Origin of the sequence: Streptomyces lincolnensis (assembly GCF_021173675.1) — a bacterium.
In the GTDB taxonomy this organism is placed as follows: Bacteria; Actinomycetota; Actinomycetes; order Streptomycetales; family Streptomycetaceae; genus Streptomyces; species Streptomyces lincolnensis_B.
The window spans coordinates 17,673-35,924 of the sequence record NZ_JAIHON010000032.1 but is presented as its reverse complement, the minus strand read 5'-3'; the positions used below and the strand labels follow the sequence as shown (position 1 = coordinate 35,924).

General features: G+C 71.3%; 15 protein-coding genes and 1 pseudogene. 10 read left to right on the top strand and 6 right to left on the bottom strand.

Annotated elements, in window-relative coordinates; all coding sequences use genetic code 11:
• Positions 1 to 255 precede the first annotated feature (255 nt).
• The 3 genes from K4B79_RS47230 (at position 256) to K4B79_RS47220 (ending at position 2,497) form a co-directional block, all read left to right on the top strand.
• Positions 256 to 1,206, top strand: a complete 951-nt coding sequence (locus K4B79_RS47230) for an alpha/beta hydrolase (protein ID WP_232033672.1) — start codon at positions 256 to 258, stop codon at positions 1,204 to 1,206.
• 134 nt (positions 1,207 to 1,340) lie between these two features.
• Positions 1,341 to 2,060: an alpha/beta fold hydrolase gene (locus K4B79_RS47225; RefSeq protein ID WP_232033671.1), complete on the top strand. Its 720-nt coding sequence runs from the start codon at positions 1,341 to 1,343 to the stop codon at positions 2,058 to 2,060.
• A 95-nt stretch (positions 2,061 to 2,155) separates the two neighbouring features.
• Positions 2,156 to 2,497 (top strand): hypothetical protein, encoded by a 342-nt coding sequence (locus K4B79_RS47220; protein WP_232033670.1) that lies wholly within the window; start codon positions 2,156 to 2,158, stop codon positions 2,495 to 2,497.
• 414 nt (positions 2,498 to 2,911) lie between these two features.
• Here K4B79_RS47220 and K4B79_RS47210 read toward each other — a convergent pair.
• The 3 genes and pseudogenes from K4B79_RS47210 to K4B79_RS47200 form a co-directional block, all read right to left on the bottom strand.
• Positions 2,912 to 3,457, bottom strand: a pseudogene (locus K4B79_RS47210) (histidine phosphatase family protein); the annotation flags it as partial.
• 142 nt (positions 3,458 to 3,599) lie between these two features.
• Positions 3,600 to 4,037, bottom strand: a complete 438-nt coding sequence (locus K4B79_RS47205; protein ID WP_232033669.1) for a GNAT family N-acetyltransferase — start codon at positions 4,035 to 4,037, stop codon at positions 3,600 to 3,602.
• A gap of 154 nt (positions 4,038 to 4,191) precedes the next feature.
• Positions 4,192 to 4,599: an OsmC family protein gene (locus tag K4B79_RS47200; RefSeq protein WP_232033668.1), complete on the bottom strand. Its 408-nt coding sequence runs from the start codon at positions 4,597 to 4,599 to the stop codon at positions 4,192 to 4,194.
• A 282-nt stretch (positions 4,600 to 4,881) separates the two neighbouring features.
• Here K4B79_RS47200 and K4B79_RS47195 point away from each other — a divergent pair, with 282 nt between their 5' ends.
• Together K4B79_RS47195 and K4B79_RS47190 are read left to right on the top strand one after the other, a co-directional pair.
• Positions 4,882 to 5,619 carry a sigma-70 family RNA polymerase sigma factor gene (locus K4B79_RS47195; RefSeq protein ID WP_232033667.1) on the top strand — a complete coding sequence of 246 codons (738 nt, stop codon included), beginning with the start codon at positions 4,882 to 4,884 and terminating at the stop codon, positions 5,617 to 5,619.
• A 288-nt stretch (positions 5,620 to 5,907) separates the two neighbouring features.
• The gene (locus tag K4B79_RS47190; RefSeq protein WP_232033666.1) at positions 5,908 to 6,198 is read left to right on the top strand and encodes a hypothetical protein; all 291 of its coding nucleotides are present in this window, start codon (positions 5,908 to 5,910) and stop codon (positions 6,196 to 6,198) included.
• 32 nt (positions 6,199 to 6,230) lie between these two features.
• On the opposite strand, the gene K4B79_RS47185 is transcribed toward K4B79_RS47190, so the two are convergent.
• The gene (locus tag K4B79_RS47185; protein WP_232033665.1) at positions 6,231 to 8,975 is read right to left on the bottom strand and encodes a helix-turn-helix transcriptional regulator; all 2,745 of its coding nucleotides are present in this window, start codon (positions 8,973 to 8,975) and stop codon (positions 6,231 to 6,233) included.
• 143 nt (positions 8,976 to 9,118) lie between these two features.
• On the opposite strand from K4B79_RS47185, the gene K4B79_RS47180 reads away from it, so the two are divergent.
• From K4B79_RS47180 to K4B79_RS47160, 5 genes are all read left to right on the top strand, one after another.
• Positions 9,119 to 10,585, top strand: a complete 1,467-nt coding sequence (locus K4B79_RS47180) for an aldehyde dehydrogenase family protein (RefSeq protein WP_232033664.1) — start codon at positions 9,119 to 9,121, stop codon at positions 10,583 to 10,585.
• A 153-nt stretch (positions 10,586 to 10,738) separates the two neighbouring features.
• The gene (locus tag K4B79_RS47175; RefSeq protein WP_232033663.1) at positions 10,739 to 11,569 is read left to right on the top strand and encodes a helix-turn-helix transcriptional regulator; all 831 of its coding nucleotides are present in this window, start codon (positions 10,739 to 10,741) and stop codon (positions 11,567 to 11,569) included.
• Positions 11,570 to 11,729: 160 nt separating this feature from the next.
• The gene (locus tag K4B79_RS47170; protein WP_232033662.1) at positions 11,730 to 14,543 is read left to right on the top strand and encodes a helix-turn-helix transcriptional regulator; all 2,814 of its coding nucleotides are present in this window, start codon (positions 11,730 to 11,732) and stop codon (positions 14,541 to 14,543) included.
• A gap of 148 nt (positions 14,544 to 14,691) precedes the next feature.
• The gene (locus K4B79_RS47165) at positions 14,692 to 15,378 is read left to right on the top strand and encodes a sigma factor (protein ID WP_232033661.1); all 687 of its coding nucleotides are present in this window, start codon (positions 14,692 to 14,694) and stop codon (positions 15,376 to 15,378) included.
• A gap of 118 nt (positions 15,379 to 15,496) precedes the next feature.
• Positions 15,497 to 16,009 carry a MarR family winged helix-turn-helix transcriptional regulator gene (locus tag K4B79_RS47160; protein ID WP_232033660.1) on the top strand — a complete coding sequence of 171 codons (513 nt, stop codon included), beginning with the start codon at positions 15,497 to 15,499 and terminating at the stop codon, positions 16,007 to 16,009.
• Positions 16,010 to 16,049: 40 nt separating this feature from the next.
• Here K4B79_RS47160 and K4B79_RS47155 read toward each other — a convergent pair whose 3' ends face one another.
• Together K4B79_RS47155 and ilvC are read right to left on the bottom strand one after the other, a co-directional pair.
• Positions 16,050 to 16,763, bottom strand: coding sequence for a GNAT family N-acetyltransferase (locus tag K4B79_RS47155; RefSeq protein ID WP_232033659.1), 714 nt, complete (start codon positions 16,761 to 16,763; stop codon positions 16,050 to 16,052).
• Between the two features lie 460 nt (positions 16,764 to 17,223).
• Complete coding sequence (ilvC, locus tag K4B79_RS47150) at positions 17,224 to 18,222, bottom strand: ketol-acid reductoisomerase (RefSeq protein WP_232033658.1); 999 nt, start codon at positions 18,220 to 18,222, stop codon at positions 17,224 to 17,226.
• Positions 18,223 to 18,252 lie beyond the last annotated feature (30 nt).

Below are 18,252 nucleotides of genomic sequence, written 5' to 3'. Positions count from 1 at the left end.
CCGAACCGAGCATGGAGAGCGTCCAGACCGGCCGCCCACCGGTGCACCTCGTCAACCGTGACGTCCCCACCCATGCCCGGCTCAACGAACAGCCCAACCACCAGTCACACCAACTGCGGCTGCAGTATTAGGCGGATGCTGTGTCCGCCGTAGCGGCTGTCATGCCGTTTTCCCGGGCGCGTCACACTTCGACTCCCTGCGCGGTCTCTTGAGGTGGAAAGCCTTCCATATCCACCACTCTCAGGGAGCAAAACCGTGAGTGACATCATCCTCGAGCCCGCCGCGCAGGAATTCGCCGACGCGACCGCCAAGCCGCCGCTGCTGTACGAACTCGGTGTCGAGGGCGCCCGGAAGCTGCTCGACGACGTGCAGTCCGGGCCGGTCGAGAAGCTTGACGTGGACGAGAAGTGGATCACCGTGCCCGCGCAGGTCGGCGACGTGCGGGTGCGCATCGTCAAGCCCGTCGGCAGCAGCGGTGTCCTGCCCGTCATTCTCTACGTGCACGGAGGCGGGTGGATCCTCGGGAACGCCGGCACCCACGACCGTCTGGTGCGCGAACTGGCCGTGGGCGCCGAGGCGGCCGTGGTCTTCGTCGAGTACGACCGCTCGCCCGAGGCCAAGTACCCCGTCGCCATCGAGCAGGCGTACGCCACCGCCCAGTGGATCACCACCAAGGGCACACAGGAGGGCCTGGACGCCTCCCGCCTGGTCGTCGCCGGTGACTCCGTCGGCGGCAACATGAGCGCCGCCCTCACTCACATGGCCAAGCAGCGCGGTGACGTCACCTTTCTGCACCAGTCGCTGTACTACCCCGTCACCGACGCCGCGCAGGGCACCGAGAGCTACCGGGACTTCGCCCACGGACCGCACCTGACCGCCAAGGCCATGGAGTGGTTCTGGGACGCCTACACCACCGACCCGGAGGAGCGGAACCAGATCACGGCCTCCCCGCTGCGCGCCACCCCGGAGGAACTCCAGGGACTTCCCCCGGCCTACGTCGTTGTCGACGAGAACGACGTGCTGCGCGACGAAGGCGAGGCGTACGCCCGCAAGCTGATCCAGGCCGGCGTGCCGACCACGAGCGTCCGCTACAACGCCAGCCTGCACGACTTCATGATGCTGAACACGGTCCGCGGAACTCAGGCGTCCACCGCGGCGATCGAGCAGGCCATTCACGTCCTGCGCAAGGCCCTCGGCACCGACTGATCCATCCCGCGCGGCAATCCGCAGAAGTTCCGCAGAAGTCGCGCAGCAGTCCCGCCGCAATCCCGCGGGAGTTCCGGCACAGCCGAGCCCGATCACGCGCGTAATTCTCCGGTTGACTGAAAGGCCCAACTTCCATGAATGCACTGAAACCCACCGTCGTCCTCGTGCACGGCGCGTTCGCGGACTCGTCGAGCTGGAACGGCGTCGTCGACAAGCTCCAGTCGCACGGCTATCCCGTGGTGGCCGCGAGCAATCCGCTGCGCGGGCTGACCGTCGACAGCGAATACGTCAGGCAACTCCTGGTGTCCATCGACGGCCCCGTCGTCCTGGTCGGGCACTCCTACGGCGGCTCGGTCATCAGCAACGCCGCCAAGGGACTCGACCACGTCAGGGCTCTCGTCTTCGTCGCGGCGTTCCTGCCGGAGCAGGGCGAGAGCGCGGCCGACCTGTCCGGCAAGTTCCCGGGCAGCACGCTCGGGGAGGCGCTCCACCCGGTGCCGGTCACACGTCCCGACGGGAGCAAGGTCGCGGATCTCTACATCGAGAAGAGCAAGTTCCACCAGCAGTTCGCCGCCGACGTCCCCGCGGAGACCGCGGCGATCATGGCGGCCACGCAGCGGCCCGTGGCCGATGCCGCGCTGGCGGAGGGCGCCTCCGCCCCGGCGTGGCGGGACATCCCGTCCTGGGTGCTCATCGCGTCCGAGGACCGGAACATACCGGCGAGCGCCCAGGCGTTCATGGCCGAGCGCGCCGAGGCCACGGTGGTCGAGGTCGCGGCCTCCCACGCGGTCAGTGTCTCGCGTCCCGGTGACGTCGCGCGACTGATCAACGAGGCGGCGCAGGCGACCGGTTGAGTGTGCGGTTGGTCGCGCCCGGCCGAGGCCGGCGGTGACCCACCGGCACCACCGTCCGCCCTCGGACCGGGCGCCTCCGACACTGGGAGCACATCATGAACACGAGCAAACAGGCCGCTCGTGGGCTGGCCGACCTCCAGGCGTACCTGTACCGCGAGGCGCACCTCAGCGCCGCTCGTCGGCGGGTCTCCGCCTTCACCGAGAGGGCGGCCGGGCTGACCCACGGGCAGAAGCGGGATATCGAGCAGTGGTATCTCGAGGAGCAGAAGTACGTGGCCCGCATGGTGACCGAGCACATCGCCGACAGTGTCGGCGCGGCCGAGGCGGCGCATCACCTCCGGTTCGGACGTTGGCTGCGGGGGACGATGCTTGCTACGGCCGTGATCGGCCTGGTGACGTTCGTGTGTACGTTCGTCGTCGTGGCATCGGTGGCCTGACCCGCGGACGCGTTCCCCGGCCCCTGGCGGGATACGGGCCGGGCGTGGTTGAAACTGATCGGTTGTGAGACGCCGGGGCGGGGTGGCGGCCGGGGCTGCCATGGCGAGGGCCGGAGCACGGACCGAACTCCTCGGGCGGCAGGACGAGTGTCAGCTCCTCGAAGGCATCCTCACGCAGGTCATGGCCGGCCAGAGCGGGGTTCTGGTTCTGCGCACCGCCTCCGGCATGCGGGCCGGCGCCGCTCCCGACCGCTTCCTGGTCGGTCTGGCCACGCTGAGCCTGCTGGCCGCGGCCGTCGCGGACGAGCCGCTGCTATGCATGGTCGACGACTCCCAGTGGCTGGACCGGGTGTCCGCCCAGCCCCTGGAGTTCGTCGCGCGACGGCTCCTCGCCGAACCCGTCCTGCTCGTCCTGGCACTCAACCGCAGGTTCCAACGGCCCGCCCGGCCCGCGACCGTGACCGTCGACGGGGCGGATGTCCATGTTCCAGGACGAAGACGGTGGTGCCTTCAGCGCGTAGACCAGGGTGCCGCGCAGCACGGACGGCTCGGCCGCGGCGACAATACGGCCGCTGTCGCACGCCTGGCGGGTGTCGAGCCAGCCACCTATGCGGGAGATGAAGGCATTCGGCGACTCGCCGACGTGCGGGACGGCGAGCGCGTCGGCGAGCCAGGCGTCCACCGCCGAGGGCTCCCGGGCCATGGCCTCGCCGAGCGTGAAGCCACGCCAGCGGCCCATGTCACGCCTGACCGAGCGCGTCACCCGTGGCCAGGCTGTGGGGCGTCGGCGAGCAGCAGCGCAGCTCGGCCGCCGCCGGCGGCACCAGCTCATGGGCGGCGCGCTGCACTTCGTCCCGGCCGACCTGGTCCAGCGGCCGGTCGTCCTCGAAGCGCTCCGCTAGCGGCGAGGAGTGGCGAGGAGCAGCGCGCGGCGGCGACGAACGTGACCCGAAGACGCATGCGGTGATGGCGGAACGAGAGACTCCGCAGTTCAAGGGGCGTTTACTCAGGAGTCACGCGAGGCCTCTCGGCCCACAGCCGGGATGATCGCCACCGCGCCCGGCCCCTCTCCCCAGGCCGGTCGTCGCCTGAGCCGCGCTCTTCACTCGAACACGAGCGCCATCCACTGGTCCGGCTTGGCGAGCGGCTCGAACCCGAGCCTCGCGTAGACGCCGTGTGCGTCGTGGGTGGCCAGCAGGATGCGGCGCAGTCCGTACGGCCGCAGGTGCTCGCGCACGGCCGCGACCAGGGCGGTGCCCAGGCCCTTTCCGCGCGCCGACCGGTCGACGTACACATCGCAGAGCCATGCGAACGTGCTGCGGTCGGTCACCACCCGCGCGTACGCGACCTGCTCCCCTGAACCCGCCTCGTACACCCCGAAGTTGAGCGAGCCGGCTATCGCGCTCTCCTGCTTCTCGCGGGGGCGGCCGATGGCCCAGTACGCGTCGGTGGACAACCACTGGTGGACCCGTCCGACATCGATGCGGTCGGGGTCGACGGACAGCTCGTATCCCTCGGGGAGGATCGACTCATCACTCATGGCTGGACGTTCGCAGGTCAGCGGCCCGCTGTCGAAAGGTTTACGGCCACTCTCAGCCTGCGCGCCCTTTCCACGCCCTCCGCCCCGCCGGCGACCAGGGTGGGTTCTCCCCTCGGTCCGGCGTCCTCGTGCACGAGTCGGCGCACGAAGTCGCCTAGATGGGCGACGCGTTCGGTTCCGCCAACAGAGCGGGTACGGTGACGATCTTCGTCTCCCGGGTCAGCAGCCGGTGAATGGGACAGCGCCCGGCCGCTGCCAGCAGCTGCTCCCGCTGGGCCGGGTCCAGGTCGCCGGTCAGCCCGACGTTCTTGACGATGTGCCCCTGCTCGCCGAACCGGACGGCGACGTCGACCCGTTCCAGTGGCCAGCCGTGCCGGTCCGCCATGGCCCGCACCGCCATGGAGGTGCAGGACCCCAGCGCGGCCAGCAGCAGCTCTCCCGGGGTGGGACCGGCGTCGTCGCTCAGGGGCTCGGGCTCGTCGGCCAGCAGGTGGTGAGGGCCGATCGTGACGGAACGGGTGAGCCGCCCGCCTTCGGCGACGGTCACGATGCGCGTGGTCATGGGTGTTCCTCTCGTCCGAAACGCGGGGACCAGGGTGTGGCTCATCCCTCTGCCTCAGAGACCGAGCGGCGTCCGGGCATGTGACAGGTCGGCCCGGAAAAGATCGAGGCGTCCTGGCCGGTCCCGGGTCGCGGCGCGCGACCACGGGTCCACCACGGCCTGACTACGGCACCACCACGCGGCTCCTACGGACCGTCAATGGCGCGGTGCCGGCGCCGCCGCGCGAGGTTGGGACCAGCGGTGTTCCGAAGCCGCTGACCCGTCCCGGCTGAGGAGTCGACCGTGGAGACACATCTGGTGGAGACACATCTGGAGCCCCATCTGTGGGAAGCCAGGCGCACGCCGGTCCTGGGAGGTCGCCCTGCGGCCTCGACCATCGACGACTTGGAGGCCGCGGCAGCCGTCTACTGGCGGATCCGGCCCGCACTCATCGGGATCGCTCATCGCATCCTCGGCAACGCGACCGAGGCCGAGGACGTGCTGCAGGAGGTGTGGCTGCGGCTGCACCGCACGGACCGCCATGCCGTGCACAGCCCGTCGGCGCTGCTTCGGACGATCACCGTCCGGGTGGCGATCAACGTCCTTCACTCGTCCCGCAGGCGGCGCGAGTACTGTGCCACCCCCTGGCTTCCGGAACCGCCCGACCCCGACGCCACACCGGAGGCCGTGGCCGAGCGGCAGGACGCGGTGGAGGCAGCGGTCGGCCTGCTGCTGGAGGCGCTGACACCCCGGCAGCGCGCCGCGTTCGTCCTGAAGGAGGGGTTCGGATATCCGTACGACCGCATCGCCGCACTGCTCGACATCAGCGTCGTCAACGCGCGGCAGCAGGTCACCCGCGCCCAGCGGCACCTGCTCGGACACGGCCGACGGCGCTCGGTGGACGCCGTCACGCACCGCCGCCTGGTGCAGGCGTTCTTCGCGGCCGCTCAGGCAGGTGACATGGCGCGGTTGGAGCAGGTCCTCCTGAACGACGTCGGACGGCCCGTGGGTGCGCCGGCGGCTCGGACTGCGGACGGTTGAGCGCACCGGAGAGGCAGATCGCGGGGCCGGCCTGGGACGAGCTGACCAATCAGGAGAGCGGCCCTTTCACGGACTGCCTGGAGCGGACGATCCCGATCCCGATTCCGTGGCCGTCTGCTGTCACAGACGCGGTGCCCGTCTTGTCCATGGCTACTACTTCGGCAAGCACGCGCAGGAGAACTGGTCCGCGACGGCGGAGTGCCGTGGACGGTGCTGCGCGCCACCCAGTTCTTCGAGTTCCCCGAGCCCTTGCCGGCCGCGAAAATCCCCGTGGTCATGATGCCGAGAATGCTCACGCAGCCCGTCGCGGCGCAGGACGTCGCGGAGGCACTCGTCGAGCGCGCGGTACACGGCCCGTCCGGGATGGCACCGCAGATCGCGGGGCCCGAGCGACTGGACATGGTGGACATGGCGCGTCGCATCGTGCGCTCCCAGGGCCAGCGGCGCCTCGTCGGGCCGGTGAGGCTTCCGGGCAAGGTCGGCAGTGCGTTGACGACGGGCGGCCTGCTGCCTCGTGGAGAGTACGTCCGGGGGCGCCGGACCTTCGACGCCTCTCTCACGTCCCGCGCGGCGTCCTGAGACGCTGAGGCGCTACGTCCGCGAAGCGCCCCTCACAGGGCCGTGCGCAGCAGCCGTCGGGAGGTGATGCCGAGCTTGGCGTACACCTTGCGCAGATGCCATTCCACGGTGTGCGGGCTCAGGAACAGCTGGGCGCCGATCTCGGAGTTGGTGAGCCCGTCCCGGGCCAGACGGGCGATCTGGGCCTCCTGAGCGGTGAGCGCCGTCGCGGCGGTGCCGTCGCGGGGGGCCACCGACTCACCGGTGGCCCGCAGTTCACGTACGGCGCGTTCCGCGAAGGCGCCCGCACCGAACCGCGTGAACAGGGCGTGCGCCCGCCGCAACTGGGCACGGGCATCGGCGGTACGGCCCTCGCGCCGCAACCACTCGCCGTACAGCAGATGCGACCGGGCCGTCTCCATGGCGACGCGGGTGCGTCCGAGCCGCTCGATCGCCTCCTGGTACGACTCCTCGGCCGCACTGCCCTGATCGAGCAGCGCCCGGGAACGCGCCTGGACGCCCAACGCCCAGTCAGTGGCGGCGGCGTCCGTGATCCCGGTCAGCCGGATCAGCGCTCCCCGCGCCGCGTCGGGGCGGGCGCTGCGCACCCCGGCCTCCACCTGCTCGACCAGTCCCCAGTTGGCCGCGACCAGGTCCTGCGGATGGGCACTCGCCAGCCGGGCGGCCTCCCACGCCTTGTCGTACTCGCCCAGACCGTTGTGGAGCAGGGCGTCGGCCCGGCGTGCGCCGGTCACGCCGAGGCCCTCACCTCGCTGGACGGCCTCCTCCATCCTGGCCTCGATCAGCGCGGCGGCTTCGTTCGGGTGCCCCTGCCAGGCGGCGAGCGTCATCGTGCCGTACGGCGCGAAGCCGCCGCCGACCGCCTTCTGGACCCGGTCGATCTCCGCGACGAGCAGTGTCGCCGCGTCGAGTTCACCGGCGTATGCGTGGATGACGACCCGTGAGTTGAGCGCGAGCGGCAGTTCGGTCAGCGCGCCGACGGCACGGGCGGTCCGCACATGGCGTGCGGTCAGCTCAGTCCAGCCCTCGAAGTCCCACATGTCGGCTGCCAGCGTCGAGGCCAGCCACGACCAGCGCAGCACCGTGTCGGGTTCGGTCTCGCGGCGGAACGCGCTCACCGCGGCCCGCGAGACGGCGACCGCGTCGCGGAACCCGGCGGTGAAGCGGGTGGCGAGGGCTTCCAGGAGCAGATCGGCGCTGGTCGGCGGTCTCGTGTGCGGCGGGGACGTCTGCTGCGCCGCTGCCGCCACTTCGCGTGCGCCCGCATCGGGCGACGCGAGGCGCCCGGCGAAGACGGCGGCCGACAGGGTGTCCAGGAAGGTTTCACGAGCCAGCCCGACATCGAGCGGCACCATGTGCCGTGCGGTGACGAGCAGTTGGGGGAGCGCTTCGGTGAGGCGACTGGAGGCGAGCGACAGCCGGGCCTCGACGAGGTCAGCGCGGGCGTGATCGAGTTCGTGGAGAACGCCGGCCCGCGCCAGGGCCAGCAGATCGCGAGCCGCGGCGGGCGCGCCGGCCAGGAGCTTCGCCTGAGCCGCCGCGAGGGCGCGCTCGGCCTTGCGCCGTGGGTCGGGCGTCAGCACGGCCGCGTGGGCGAGGAACGCGGCCGCCGCTGCGGTGCCGCCCCGGGCCGCCGCCCGCCCGGCCGACGACTCCAGTTCGGCGGCGATCGTCTCGTCCGGCCTGACCGTCGCCCGCGCGAGGTGCCAGGCGCGGCGGTCGGGGTCGAGGACGGGGTCGGTCACCTCCGCCAGGGCCCGGTGGACTTCCCGAAGCTCCGCGAGTCCGGCCGACCGGTAGACGGCGGAGCGCAGCAACGGATGCCTGAAACGCACCAGGGCTCCGACCTCGAGCAGCCCCGCCGTCACGGCCGGGCCGGCCGAGTCCGGGCTGATGCCCAGGAGCTCAACGGCGCTTCTGAGCAGCGTGGTGTCACCGATCGGCTCGGCGGCCGCGGTCAGCAGCAGTCGCTGCGTCGCGGTCGGCAGCGAGCGCACCCGCGCCAGATAGCTGCGCTCGATACGCCCGGTCACCCGCCCAGGGCCTGGAGGAATGGACCCCTCGGCCGGGTCCGTGTCGATGCGGCCGTGGGGGAGTTCCAGCAACGCGAGGGGGTTGCCGCGCGCCTCGGCGAGGACGCGGTCGCGGATCCGCTCGTCCATCGGGCCGTCGACCGCCGTGTCCAGCAGCGCGCGGGCGTCGGCGTCGTCCAGGCCGTGCAGCGTCAGCTCGGGCAGGCCGGCCAGGTCGTCCCGTCCTGGCCGCGCACGAGAGGCGAAGACCAGAGCCAGCGGTTCGGCGAGCACCCGGCGCGCCACGAAGGCCAGTGTCTGGGCGGAGACCCGATCGAGCCACTGCGCGTCGTCCACGAGACAGAACAGCGGCTGCCGGGCGGCCACGTCGGTCAGCAGCCCGAGCACGGCCAGGCCGACCAGGAACCGGTCCGGAGGCGGCCCCGCGCTCACCCCGAACGCCGTGGCCAGGGCTTCTCGCTGAGGCGGCGGAAGGGAATCGGCGTGCGCGAGGAAGGGAGCGCAGAGCTGATGCAGCCCCGCGAAGGGGAGCTCCATCTCCGACTCGGCGCCCGCAGCCCGGGCGACGCGGTGCACCGCGACGCGTGCCGCGAGATGGTCCAGGAGAACGGACTTCCCGATGCCGGCGTCACCACGCAGGACCAGGACCGCGCTGCGTCCGGCCTCCACCTCGCAGACCAGCTCTTCGAGCGCTCCGCACTCGCGGCGCCGACCACGCAGTCGTGCCGCACCGCCCCCGTTCACGCACGCCCCCGCACGCGGCGAGCATAACAACACCGCCCTCTGCCGAGGCTGTTGCGAGAGTGCCTCCGCAGCGTTGAGATCCACTGCCGTGTGCCGTGTGCCCTGTGACGCGTGACCCGGATCATGGGCATGAGAGGGCATGGATGTCCCTCGGCGAGCGATGTTCCCTTGGCGGCATGAACGAAAGCGTCAAGACTCCTTTCCCGGCCCCGTCCCACTGGATCGACGGCCAAGCCGTCCGTGGTTCCGGGCCATTGATCGACGTGGTGAACCCCGCCGACGAATCGGTCGTCGCCCAGGTGCACGAGGGCACGGAAGAAGACGTGAACGCGGCAGTGGAAGCCGCGCTGGCCGCCCGCTCCGGATGGGCGGCGACGACCCCGCAGCACCGTGCGGACATCATGCGGCGCCTGGCCGAGGGCCTGCAGGCACGCGACGAGGAACTGGCGGCCACCATCACCCTGGAGATGGGCGCCCCGATCGCCTTCTCGCGGCAGGCGCAGGTCGGATTCCCGGTCGCGTCGACCCTGGCCGCGGTCGCCTCGGCCGAGCGGTTCGAGTGGACGGAAGTGATCGAGAACTCGCTCGTCGTCCGCGAGCCCATCGGTGTGGTGGGCGCGATCACCCCCTGGAACTTCCCGCTGCAACAGCTGGTGACCAAGGTCGTCCCCGCGATGCTCGCGGGCAACACCGTCGTCCTCAAGCCCTCGGAGATCTCCCCCCTCAGCGCCCGCATGTTCGCGGAGATCGCCACCGAGGCGGGTGTCCCGAACGGTGTGTTCAATGTGGTGCAGGGCACCGGCCCGGTCGTCGGTGAGGCCCTCTCCCGGCATCCGAAGATCGACATGATCTCCTTCACCGGCTCCACCCGCGCCGGCCGGAGCGTCTCCGTCGCCGCCTCCGGAACGGTCAAGCGCGTCGCGCTCGAACTCGGAGGGAAGGCGGCCCACATCATCCTGCCCGAGGCCGACCTCGACTCCGCCGTCACCCGCGGACTGGCCTTCGCCTGGGCCAACGCAGGTCAGGCATGCGGCGCCTACGTCCGCATGCTCGTGCCCGAGCACCTTCAGGAGACGGTGGTCGGCAAGCTGCGGAAAGCGGCCGAGGAGTACGTGGTGGGCGACCCCGCCGACGAGGCCACGCGGATCGGCCCGCTCGCCTCGGAGACCCAGCGCCGCCGCGTCGACGACTACATCCGGCGCGGCATCGCCGACGGCGCCACGCTCGTGGTGGGCGGCCCCGGCCGCCCGGAGGGCTTCGAGACCGGCGCCTACGTCCGGCCCACGATCTTCTCCGACGTCGACCCCGAGTCGGTCATCGCCCAGGAGGAGATCTTCGGGCCCGTCCTCGTCGTCATCCCCTACGCCGACGACGATGACGCCGTCGCGATCGCCAACGGCACGATGTACGGGCTCAACGCCGCGGTGACCGGTGACGAGGACCATGCCCTGGCCATCGCCCGGCGGCTGCGCGTCGGCCAGGTCGACATCAACGGTGCGCAGCACAACTTCCAGGCCCCGTTCGGCGGGTACAAGCAGTCCGGCAACGGCCGGGAGATGGGCCGCGCCGGCCTTGAGGAGTTCCTCGAGACCAAGGCGATCACCCGCTGACGCGTCGCGCCGCGACCTGATCCGACCCGACCCGGTCAGGTCCGGGGAACACACCGTTCGAAGGAATGCGGAAGCCGGTCGCACTGTTCACACAGTGTTGACAGACAGACTGCGTACCGACTGTGTCCTGCGGTCGCGTGCGAAAGGACAACCATGGCAGACCGCGCGGCACTGGCCGCCTTCCTGCGAGCCCGCCGCGAGGCACTTCAACCCGAGGACGTCGGGCTGCCCCGCGGCCGCCGCAGGCGCACCGGAGGGCTGCGCCGCGAGGAGGTCGCGGCGCTGTGCGACATGTCGGTCGACTACTACGGCCGGCTCGAGCAGCCGCGCGGCCCCAACCCCTCGGAGCAGATGCTGGCCGCGATCGCCCGCGGACTGCACCTGTCGCCGGAAGAGCGCGACCTCCTCTTCCAACTCGCCGGTCAGGCGCTGCCGCGCCGTGCGCCGGGCGGTGACCACATCGCCCCAGGAATGTCGCGCATCCTGGACCGGCTGGGAGACACGCCCGCCCAGGTGATGAACCACCTGGGCGAGACACTGAGGCAGACGGATCCCGCCGTGGCGCTGCTGGGGGATCAGACGGCCCACACCGGACTGGCGCGCAGCTCCCACTACCGGTGGTTCACGGATCCCGGAGCCCGCCTCGCCCACCCCGAACAGGACCACGCCGAGCAGAGCCGCCTGATGGTGGCGGACCTCCACAGCGTCTACTCCCGCGACGGTCGCGACTCGCGTGCCGCCGAACTCGTGGACGCACTGAACGGGGAGAGCCCGGAGTTCGCCGCCATCTGGCGGGAGCGCCCCGTGCTGGGGCCGCACTGCGCCACGAAGCGCTTCCACCACCCGCAGGTCGGGCCCCTCGAACTGCACTGCCAGACACTGGTCGACCCCGACCGGTCCCAGCGGCTCGTGGTGTACACCGCGACGCCGGGAACCGAGAGCCACACCAACCTCCGGCTGCTGTCCCTCCTGCCGGTGATGTAGATGAACGCGGGCGTGACAGCTCCGCGAGGCTGGTTCACGTGGACTGCATCACACTGTATGAACACAAGGTGTGGACACTCTTCCGGGTATCGTGACAAGGGTCCTTTCCTCCAACCGATGGGGGAGCTCCCGTCCCGGTCCTCCCAAGGAGCCACGTCTGATGATCGCGAGCCCGCTTCCGGACCTGGTCGGCCGGCACCGCGAGTGCACGGCACTCGACGACCTGCTGGTCGACCTCCGCGACGGCGGGTCCCGGGTCCTGGTGATCCGCGGCGAGGCCGGCATCGGGAAGTCCGTGCTGCTGCGGTACGTGGCCGAGCAGGCGTCCCGGGTGAAGGTGACCTGGGCACACGGCATCGAGGCCGACATGGAGCTGCCCTACGCGAGCCTCCACCAACTGTGCGCACCGTTCCTGAACGAGCTCGACGCGCTGCCCGAACCGCAACGCGACGCCCTGCGCGTGGCGTTCGGCATGGCAGCCGGCGACCCGCCCGACCGCTTCCTCGTCGGCCTCGCCGTACTGACCCTCCTCACCCGCGCCTCGGAGACCCGACCGGTGCTCGTGCTGGTCGACGACGCCCAGTGGCTGGACCAGGTCTCCCTGCAGACTCTGGAATTCGTGGCGCGAAGGCTGCTCGCCGAGGCGGTCGCGATGGTCTTCGCGGTCCGCGACCCCGAAGGGCGGGCCGCGCTCAATGGCCTGCCGGCGCTGCGGATCGGCGGCCTCGACACCGCCGCCGCCGGAGAACTCCTCGAAACCGCGGTCGGCGGACGACTGGAGACGCGGCTGCGGGACCGGTTCGTGGCCGAGATGCACGGCAACCCCCTCGCGCTGCTTGAGTTCTCCCGAGGCCGTAGCGCGGCCGAACTGGCCTACGGCCTGGACTCGTCCAGCCGTCCGGCCGTGCACGGGCCGGTCGCCAGTCGTGTGGAACGGGACTTCGCCGGCCGGCTCACGTCCCTGCCGGAGGCGACCCGGACGCTGCTGCTGATCGCCGCGGCCGAACCGGTCGGCGACGCCCGCCTGCTGGCCCGGGCGGCCGCTTCGCTCAAGATCACGCCCCATGCGGCTCCGGCCATGGCCGTCGGCCTCATCGAGTTCGGTGAGTCCGTACGGTTCCGGCACCCGCTGGTCCGGTCGGCGGTCTACCACGGTGCCGCACCGGCCGAACGCCGGGCCGTGCACCGGGCGCTCGCCGAGGCCACGGACCCGGTCCTGGACCCCGACCGCCGCGCCTGGCACGCCGCCCATGCCGCGGACGGACCGGACGAGGAGGTGGCCGCGGGACTGGAACGAGCGGCCGACCGCGCGCGGCAACGCGGCGGCATCGCGGCCGAGGCGGTACTCCTCGAACGCGCCGCCGAAGTGACGCCGGACCGTGGACAACGAGGCCGCCGCGCCATGGCGGCGGCGGAGGCACACTTCTCGGCCGCCGCGCCGGACCGCGCCACGGAGCTCGCGACGGTTGCCGAACTGTGCCCCCTGAGCGCCCTGGACCGTGCCCGCCTGGCACGACTGCGGGCCAGGATCCTCTTCGCCCGCAGCCGCAGCGACGAAGCGGCGCCCCTGCTCCTCGACGCCGCCGAGCAGTTCACCGCCGCCGCATCGCCGCTGGCCCGGGAGACCTACCTGGAGGCGATCAGCGCGATCATCTTCGGGGGCCGCGTGCACGGCCCCACCGGCGCTCGCGCCGCCGCGATCGCGGCCCGCGGCTCGGGCGCGCCCTCTTCCGGCTCCGAGGCCGCCGACCTGCTCCTGGAGGGTGTCTCCGCGCTCATCGCGGACGGATACGAGCAGGGCCTCCCGGCGCTGCGCGGCGCCCTGGACCTGCTGGCCCACGAAGAGCTCCCCACCCGGGAGGCGACCGTGCGCTGGCTGCTGTTGGCACCGGTCGCGCTGGAGGCGTTCATCCACTACGCCTGGGACCTGCACGCCTGGGACACCCTGTCGAGCCGCGCGGTACGCCTCGCCCGTGACATAGGAGCCCTCGGCGCGCTGCCCCCGGCCCTCATCTATGCCGGCGGGGTGCACATCCACTACGGCGACTTCGCCCAAGCCGCCAGACTGATCGACGAAGCCGACGCGCTCGCCGCCGCGACCGGCCACGCACCGCACAAGTACGCGACCCTGGTGCTGGCGGCTTGGCGGGGCGAGGCGGACGTCGCCGCCGGCATCGTAGAGGAAGCCAAGCAGAGCGCCGACCAGCGGGGCGAGGTGTCCCTGCTGGGCGCCATGGGCTACATCCAGGGCGTGCTCTACAACGGCCTGGCACGCTATGAGGAGGCACTGCGGGCCGCTCGCGTCGGCATCGACCACGACGGGTTCAACTTCACCGGCCTCTCCCTGGTCGAACACATCGAGGCCGCCACCCGCTGCGGTGAACTCGACCAGGCCAGGGACTCGTTGGAGCGGCTGGTGGACCTCACCCGCGCCGCCGACTCCGGCTGGGCCCGCGGCGCCGCCGCCCGCAGCCGGGCACTGCTCGCCGACGGTGACGAGGCGGACAGCCTGTACCGGACCGCGATCAAGGAGTTCGGGCGGGGCGGCGTGACCGTCGAGGTGGCGCGCACCCACCTGCTGTACGGGGAGTGGCTGCGCCGCTCCAACCGCCGAGCGCTGGCCCGCGAGCACCTGCGCACGGCCCACGAGATGTTCGACGGGATGCCGGCACAGGCATTCGCCGAACGGGCCCGCCGCGAACTGCTCGCCACCGGCGAGGAGGTCAGGGCACGGGAGTCCAGAGCGGCGAGCGCACTCACTCCCCAGGAGTCCCAGGTCGCCGCGCTCGCCGCGGCCGGCCTCACGAACGTGAAGATCGGCGCGGAGCTGTTCATCAGCCCGCACACCGTCGAGTGGCACCTGCGGAAGGTGTACACGAAGCTCGGGATCAACTCCCGCCGCGCCCTGCCCGGTGCCCTCAAGCGCACGCTGTCCGGGAGCGCCGACGACGAGGACATGATGCGCGCGGGCTGAGCGTCCGTAGGGGAATCCGGGGGCCCTACGGACCGGACTACGGAAACCAAGGGCGCGGCGGGGGGTGCCGCGGACGGAGGGTGGAACCAACGCCCTCAAGGGCGCCGTTCGCGAAAGAGGAGCCCCGATGCACGCGCCCAGTCCAGATATGAAGTCACCGGCCGTCCTGCCGGACGTGCGGCCGGCCGACGGGCCCGCCGGGGCCGACCTGGACATCGCCCTCGACCACTTCCTGGCCCATCGCACACGACTGTTCCGCATCGCCTACCGGATCGTCGGCGACGTCTCCGGGGCCGAGGACGTGCTCCAGGAGGTGTGGTTGCGCTGGCAGCTCGCCCACCGCGCGGAGATCAAGAAGCCGGGCGCGTTCCTGACCACGGCCACCACCCGCCTGGCCATCAACGTCATCCAGTCCGGGAGACACCGTCACGAGACGCCCGCCGATCCGCAGCTGGCCGAACTCGGTGACGACTCCGCCCACGACCCCCTGCTGCACGCCGAGCGGACCGCGGCGCTCGAAGCGGCCCTGGCCCTGCTCATGGCCAGGCTGACCCCCGACCGGCTGGCCGCGTACGTGCTGCGCAAGGGCTTCGGTTACGCCTACTCCGACCTCGCGAAGCTGCTGCGGATCAGTGCCCCGCACGCGCGCGTGGTGGTCCACCGCGCCAAGGCCCGCCTCGACAGCGACCGCGAGCGCCCGGTCCCCGTCGAGTCGCACCGCCGCCTCGTCACCGCGTTCCGGACCGCGGCCGGCACCGGCGACCTGGACTGCCTCGTGCGAGCCCTCGTCGAGGAGAACGGGGTCCATCGTTCGGCGCGGAGTACATGCGACTAGAGCCCTCCGCTGTCACAACGGAGGCCGCGACCCTGTCTACCTGGTGCGGGCGAGCGCCGGCGGCTGACGTGCCGCGCTCTCCTCCCGGGACGCCGTCCCGGCAGCAAGCAGTCGGACCGTGGACAGCAGGGAGGGCACCGCCGTGAACGACGATGCCACGTTGATCGAGCAGTGGAACAGGCTGACCCGTGTCCACCGTCGCATCGAGGCCGGCATGGAGCGCGTCCTCCACCAGCAACTCGGCCTGGGAGTCAGCGAGTTCTACGCCCTTCGCACCCTGAACGAGGGGATGCGGGCCGGAACGGGGTTGCTGTACCTGAACGACCTGGCCAACGGCATAGGGCTGAGCCAGTCCGCCACCAGCCGCCTGGTGACCCGCCTGCAGGACCGCGGCCTGATCACCACGCACACGTCGTCGCGCGACCGGCGGAGCATCGAGATCGAACTGACCACCGTCGCACACCACGTACTGCGGGCGGGCGCGCCCCTGCTGCGCCAGGCGATCGAGCAGGCCGTACGAGAATTCGGCGTCGAGGGGACGGACCAGGAGCTGCTGCGCTACCTCTGCGGTAGCGCGGGCGACGCGGCGGTGGCCCGCGCTCGTCCGACCGGCTCCGTCCCCGCTCGCTGACGAACAGCGCCCCTCTTCTCGCCCTCGTTCGGGTGGCAGCTCAGGCCGGAAAGGCGAACAGACGGTACTCGGACACCGCCGTGAAGCCGAAGCGCCGGTACAGCGGTTCCCCCATCGGGCTCGCCACGAGCGCCGCGGAGCGCATCCCCCGCCGCCGGCCGTGCCGGAGCGCTGCCACCGTCAACGCCGTACCGATGCCCTGGCGGCGGTTCTCCTGCGCCACATGCACCAGGAAGATTCCGGCCACCCCGTGTGCGGTGATGACCACCGTCGAACCGACCACCCGGCCGTCCAGGACCGCCGCCAACCGGATGATGTCCGCACTGTCCTCGCGCTGCGCCTCGATGCGCACCATCTCGGCCTCCAGGGCGGGGGAGACGCCCATCGACGCCCGGTACGTGCCGACCAGCTCCGCCAGCCGTTCCCCGTCCCGGACAGTCTCCACGCGCAGGCCTGCTACGTCGGCCGTACCGTCCGCGGTGAGGGCCGCCCCCGGTTCCGCCGATTCGGCTGGCCGATCGAGATGCCGCACCATCACCGGGAGTACGGCGAGTTGTTCCGCGCCCTGGCGCCGCAAGGCGTCGGCAGTGGCGTCCGAGCTGTCCGCACCGACCCACCACCACCAGGGAAGGTCCGCCAACGTCTCCCGGGCGGCGGCCGCGGACCGCTCGATCGAGGACACCGACCGCACGCGCGTCACCCCGTTGAACTGCGGGGTGAGAAGCCCGCTGCGAAACAGGTCGAGTCCGGGCACACGAGGGCTTGGACCACCCCAACCCGCGAGGTACTGGCGGAAGTTGGCGAACACCGACACCAACAGGTCCGGATCCGAAGCCGCCTTCGGAACACGCGCCTCATCATCCCGCCTCCCGCCAGGCGTCTTTGCTGCATGCGCCATGAGCCCACCCCTCTTCACATCTTCTGTCCGCCCAGGGTGGCGAAGATTGCCACTGTTTCACACCATGTGCGCTAAGCCTCGCGCTCGCAGGCACCGCCGTCATGACCGCCTTGGCCGTGGCACACGCGAGTGCCGCGACCACCCAGCCGAAGCGGCCCGCGGAATCGTCCGTCGGTCATGAGCCGAGGGAGCACCCGGACCGGGGGAGGAGCCAAGTCCCCGCTGCCCTTCCCCGACCGTGCTGCCTCCGCCCGGACCGAACCGGGCGGACGCGGCACTTTCAGATCGCGGGGCCCGTCAGCCACGGACCGAGGACTCACGCCTCTTCGTCGACCCAACTCATGAGCTTGCGCAGCTCCTTGCCGGTGGTCTCCAGCAGGTGCTCGGAGTCCTGCTGTTTGTACTCGTTGTACCTCTTGAGACCGCCGTGGTACTCGGCCATCCACTCACGGGCGAAGGTGCCGTCCTGGATCTCGGCGAGGACCTTCTTCATCTCGGCCTTGGTGGCGTCGGTGATGATCCGCGGGCCGGTGACGTAGTCGCCCCACTCGGCGGTCTCGGAGATCGACCAGCGCATCTTCTCCAGGCCGCCCTCGTACATGAGGTCCACGATCAGCTTCAGCTCGTGCAGGCACTCGAAGTACGCGATCTCCGGCTGGTAGCCGGCCTCGGTCAGCGTCTCGAAACCGGCCTTCACCAAGGCAGTTGCACCTCCGGCGAGAACGGCCTGCTCGCCGAAGAGGTCGGTCTCGGTCTCCTCGGTGAAGGTGGTCTTGATGACGCCGGCGCGGGTGCCGCCGATGCCCTTGGCGTACGACAGGGCCAGCGCGAAGGCGTTGCCGGTGGCGTCCTGCTCGACGGCGGCGATACAGGGAACGCCGCGGCCCTCCTCGTACTGGCGGCGGACCAGGTGGCCCGGACCCTTCGGGGCGACCATGCAGACGTCCACGCCGGCCGGGGGCTTGATGAAGTCGAAGCGGATGTTCAGGCCGTGCCCGAAGAACAGCGCGTCGCCGTCCTGGAGGTTGTCCTTGACGGACTCCTCGTAGACCTGGGCCTGGATCGGGTCCGGCACCAGGATCATGATGACGTCGGCCTCGGCGGCGGCCTCCGACGGCGTCACCACGCGCAGGCCCTGCTCCTCGGCCCTGGCCTTGGACTTGGAGCCCTCGTGCAGACCGACACGCACGTCGACACCCGAGTCACGGAGCGACAGCGCGTGGGCGTGACCCTGGCTGCCGTAACCGATGACCGCGACCTTGCGGCCCTGGATGATGGACAGGTCGGCGTCGGCGTCGTAGAACAGCTCGGCCATGAGACTCACCTTTCATGGGTAACTCCCCGG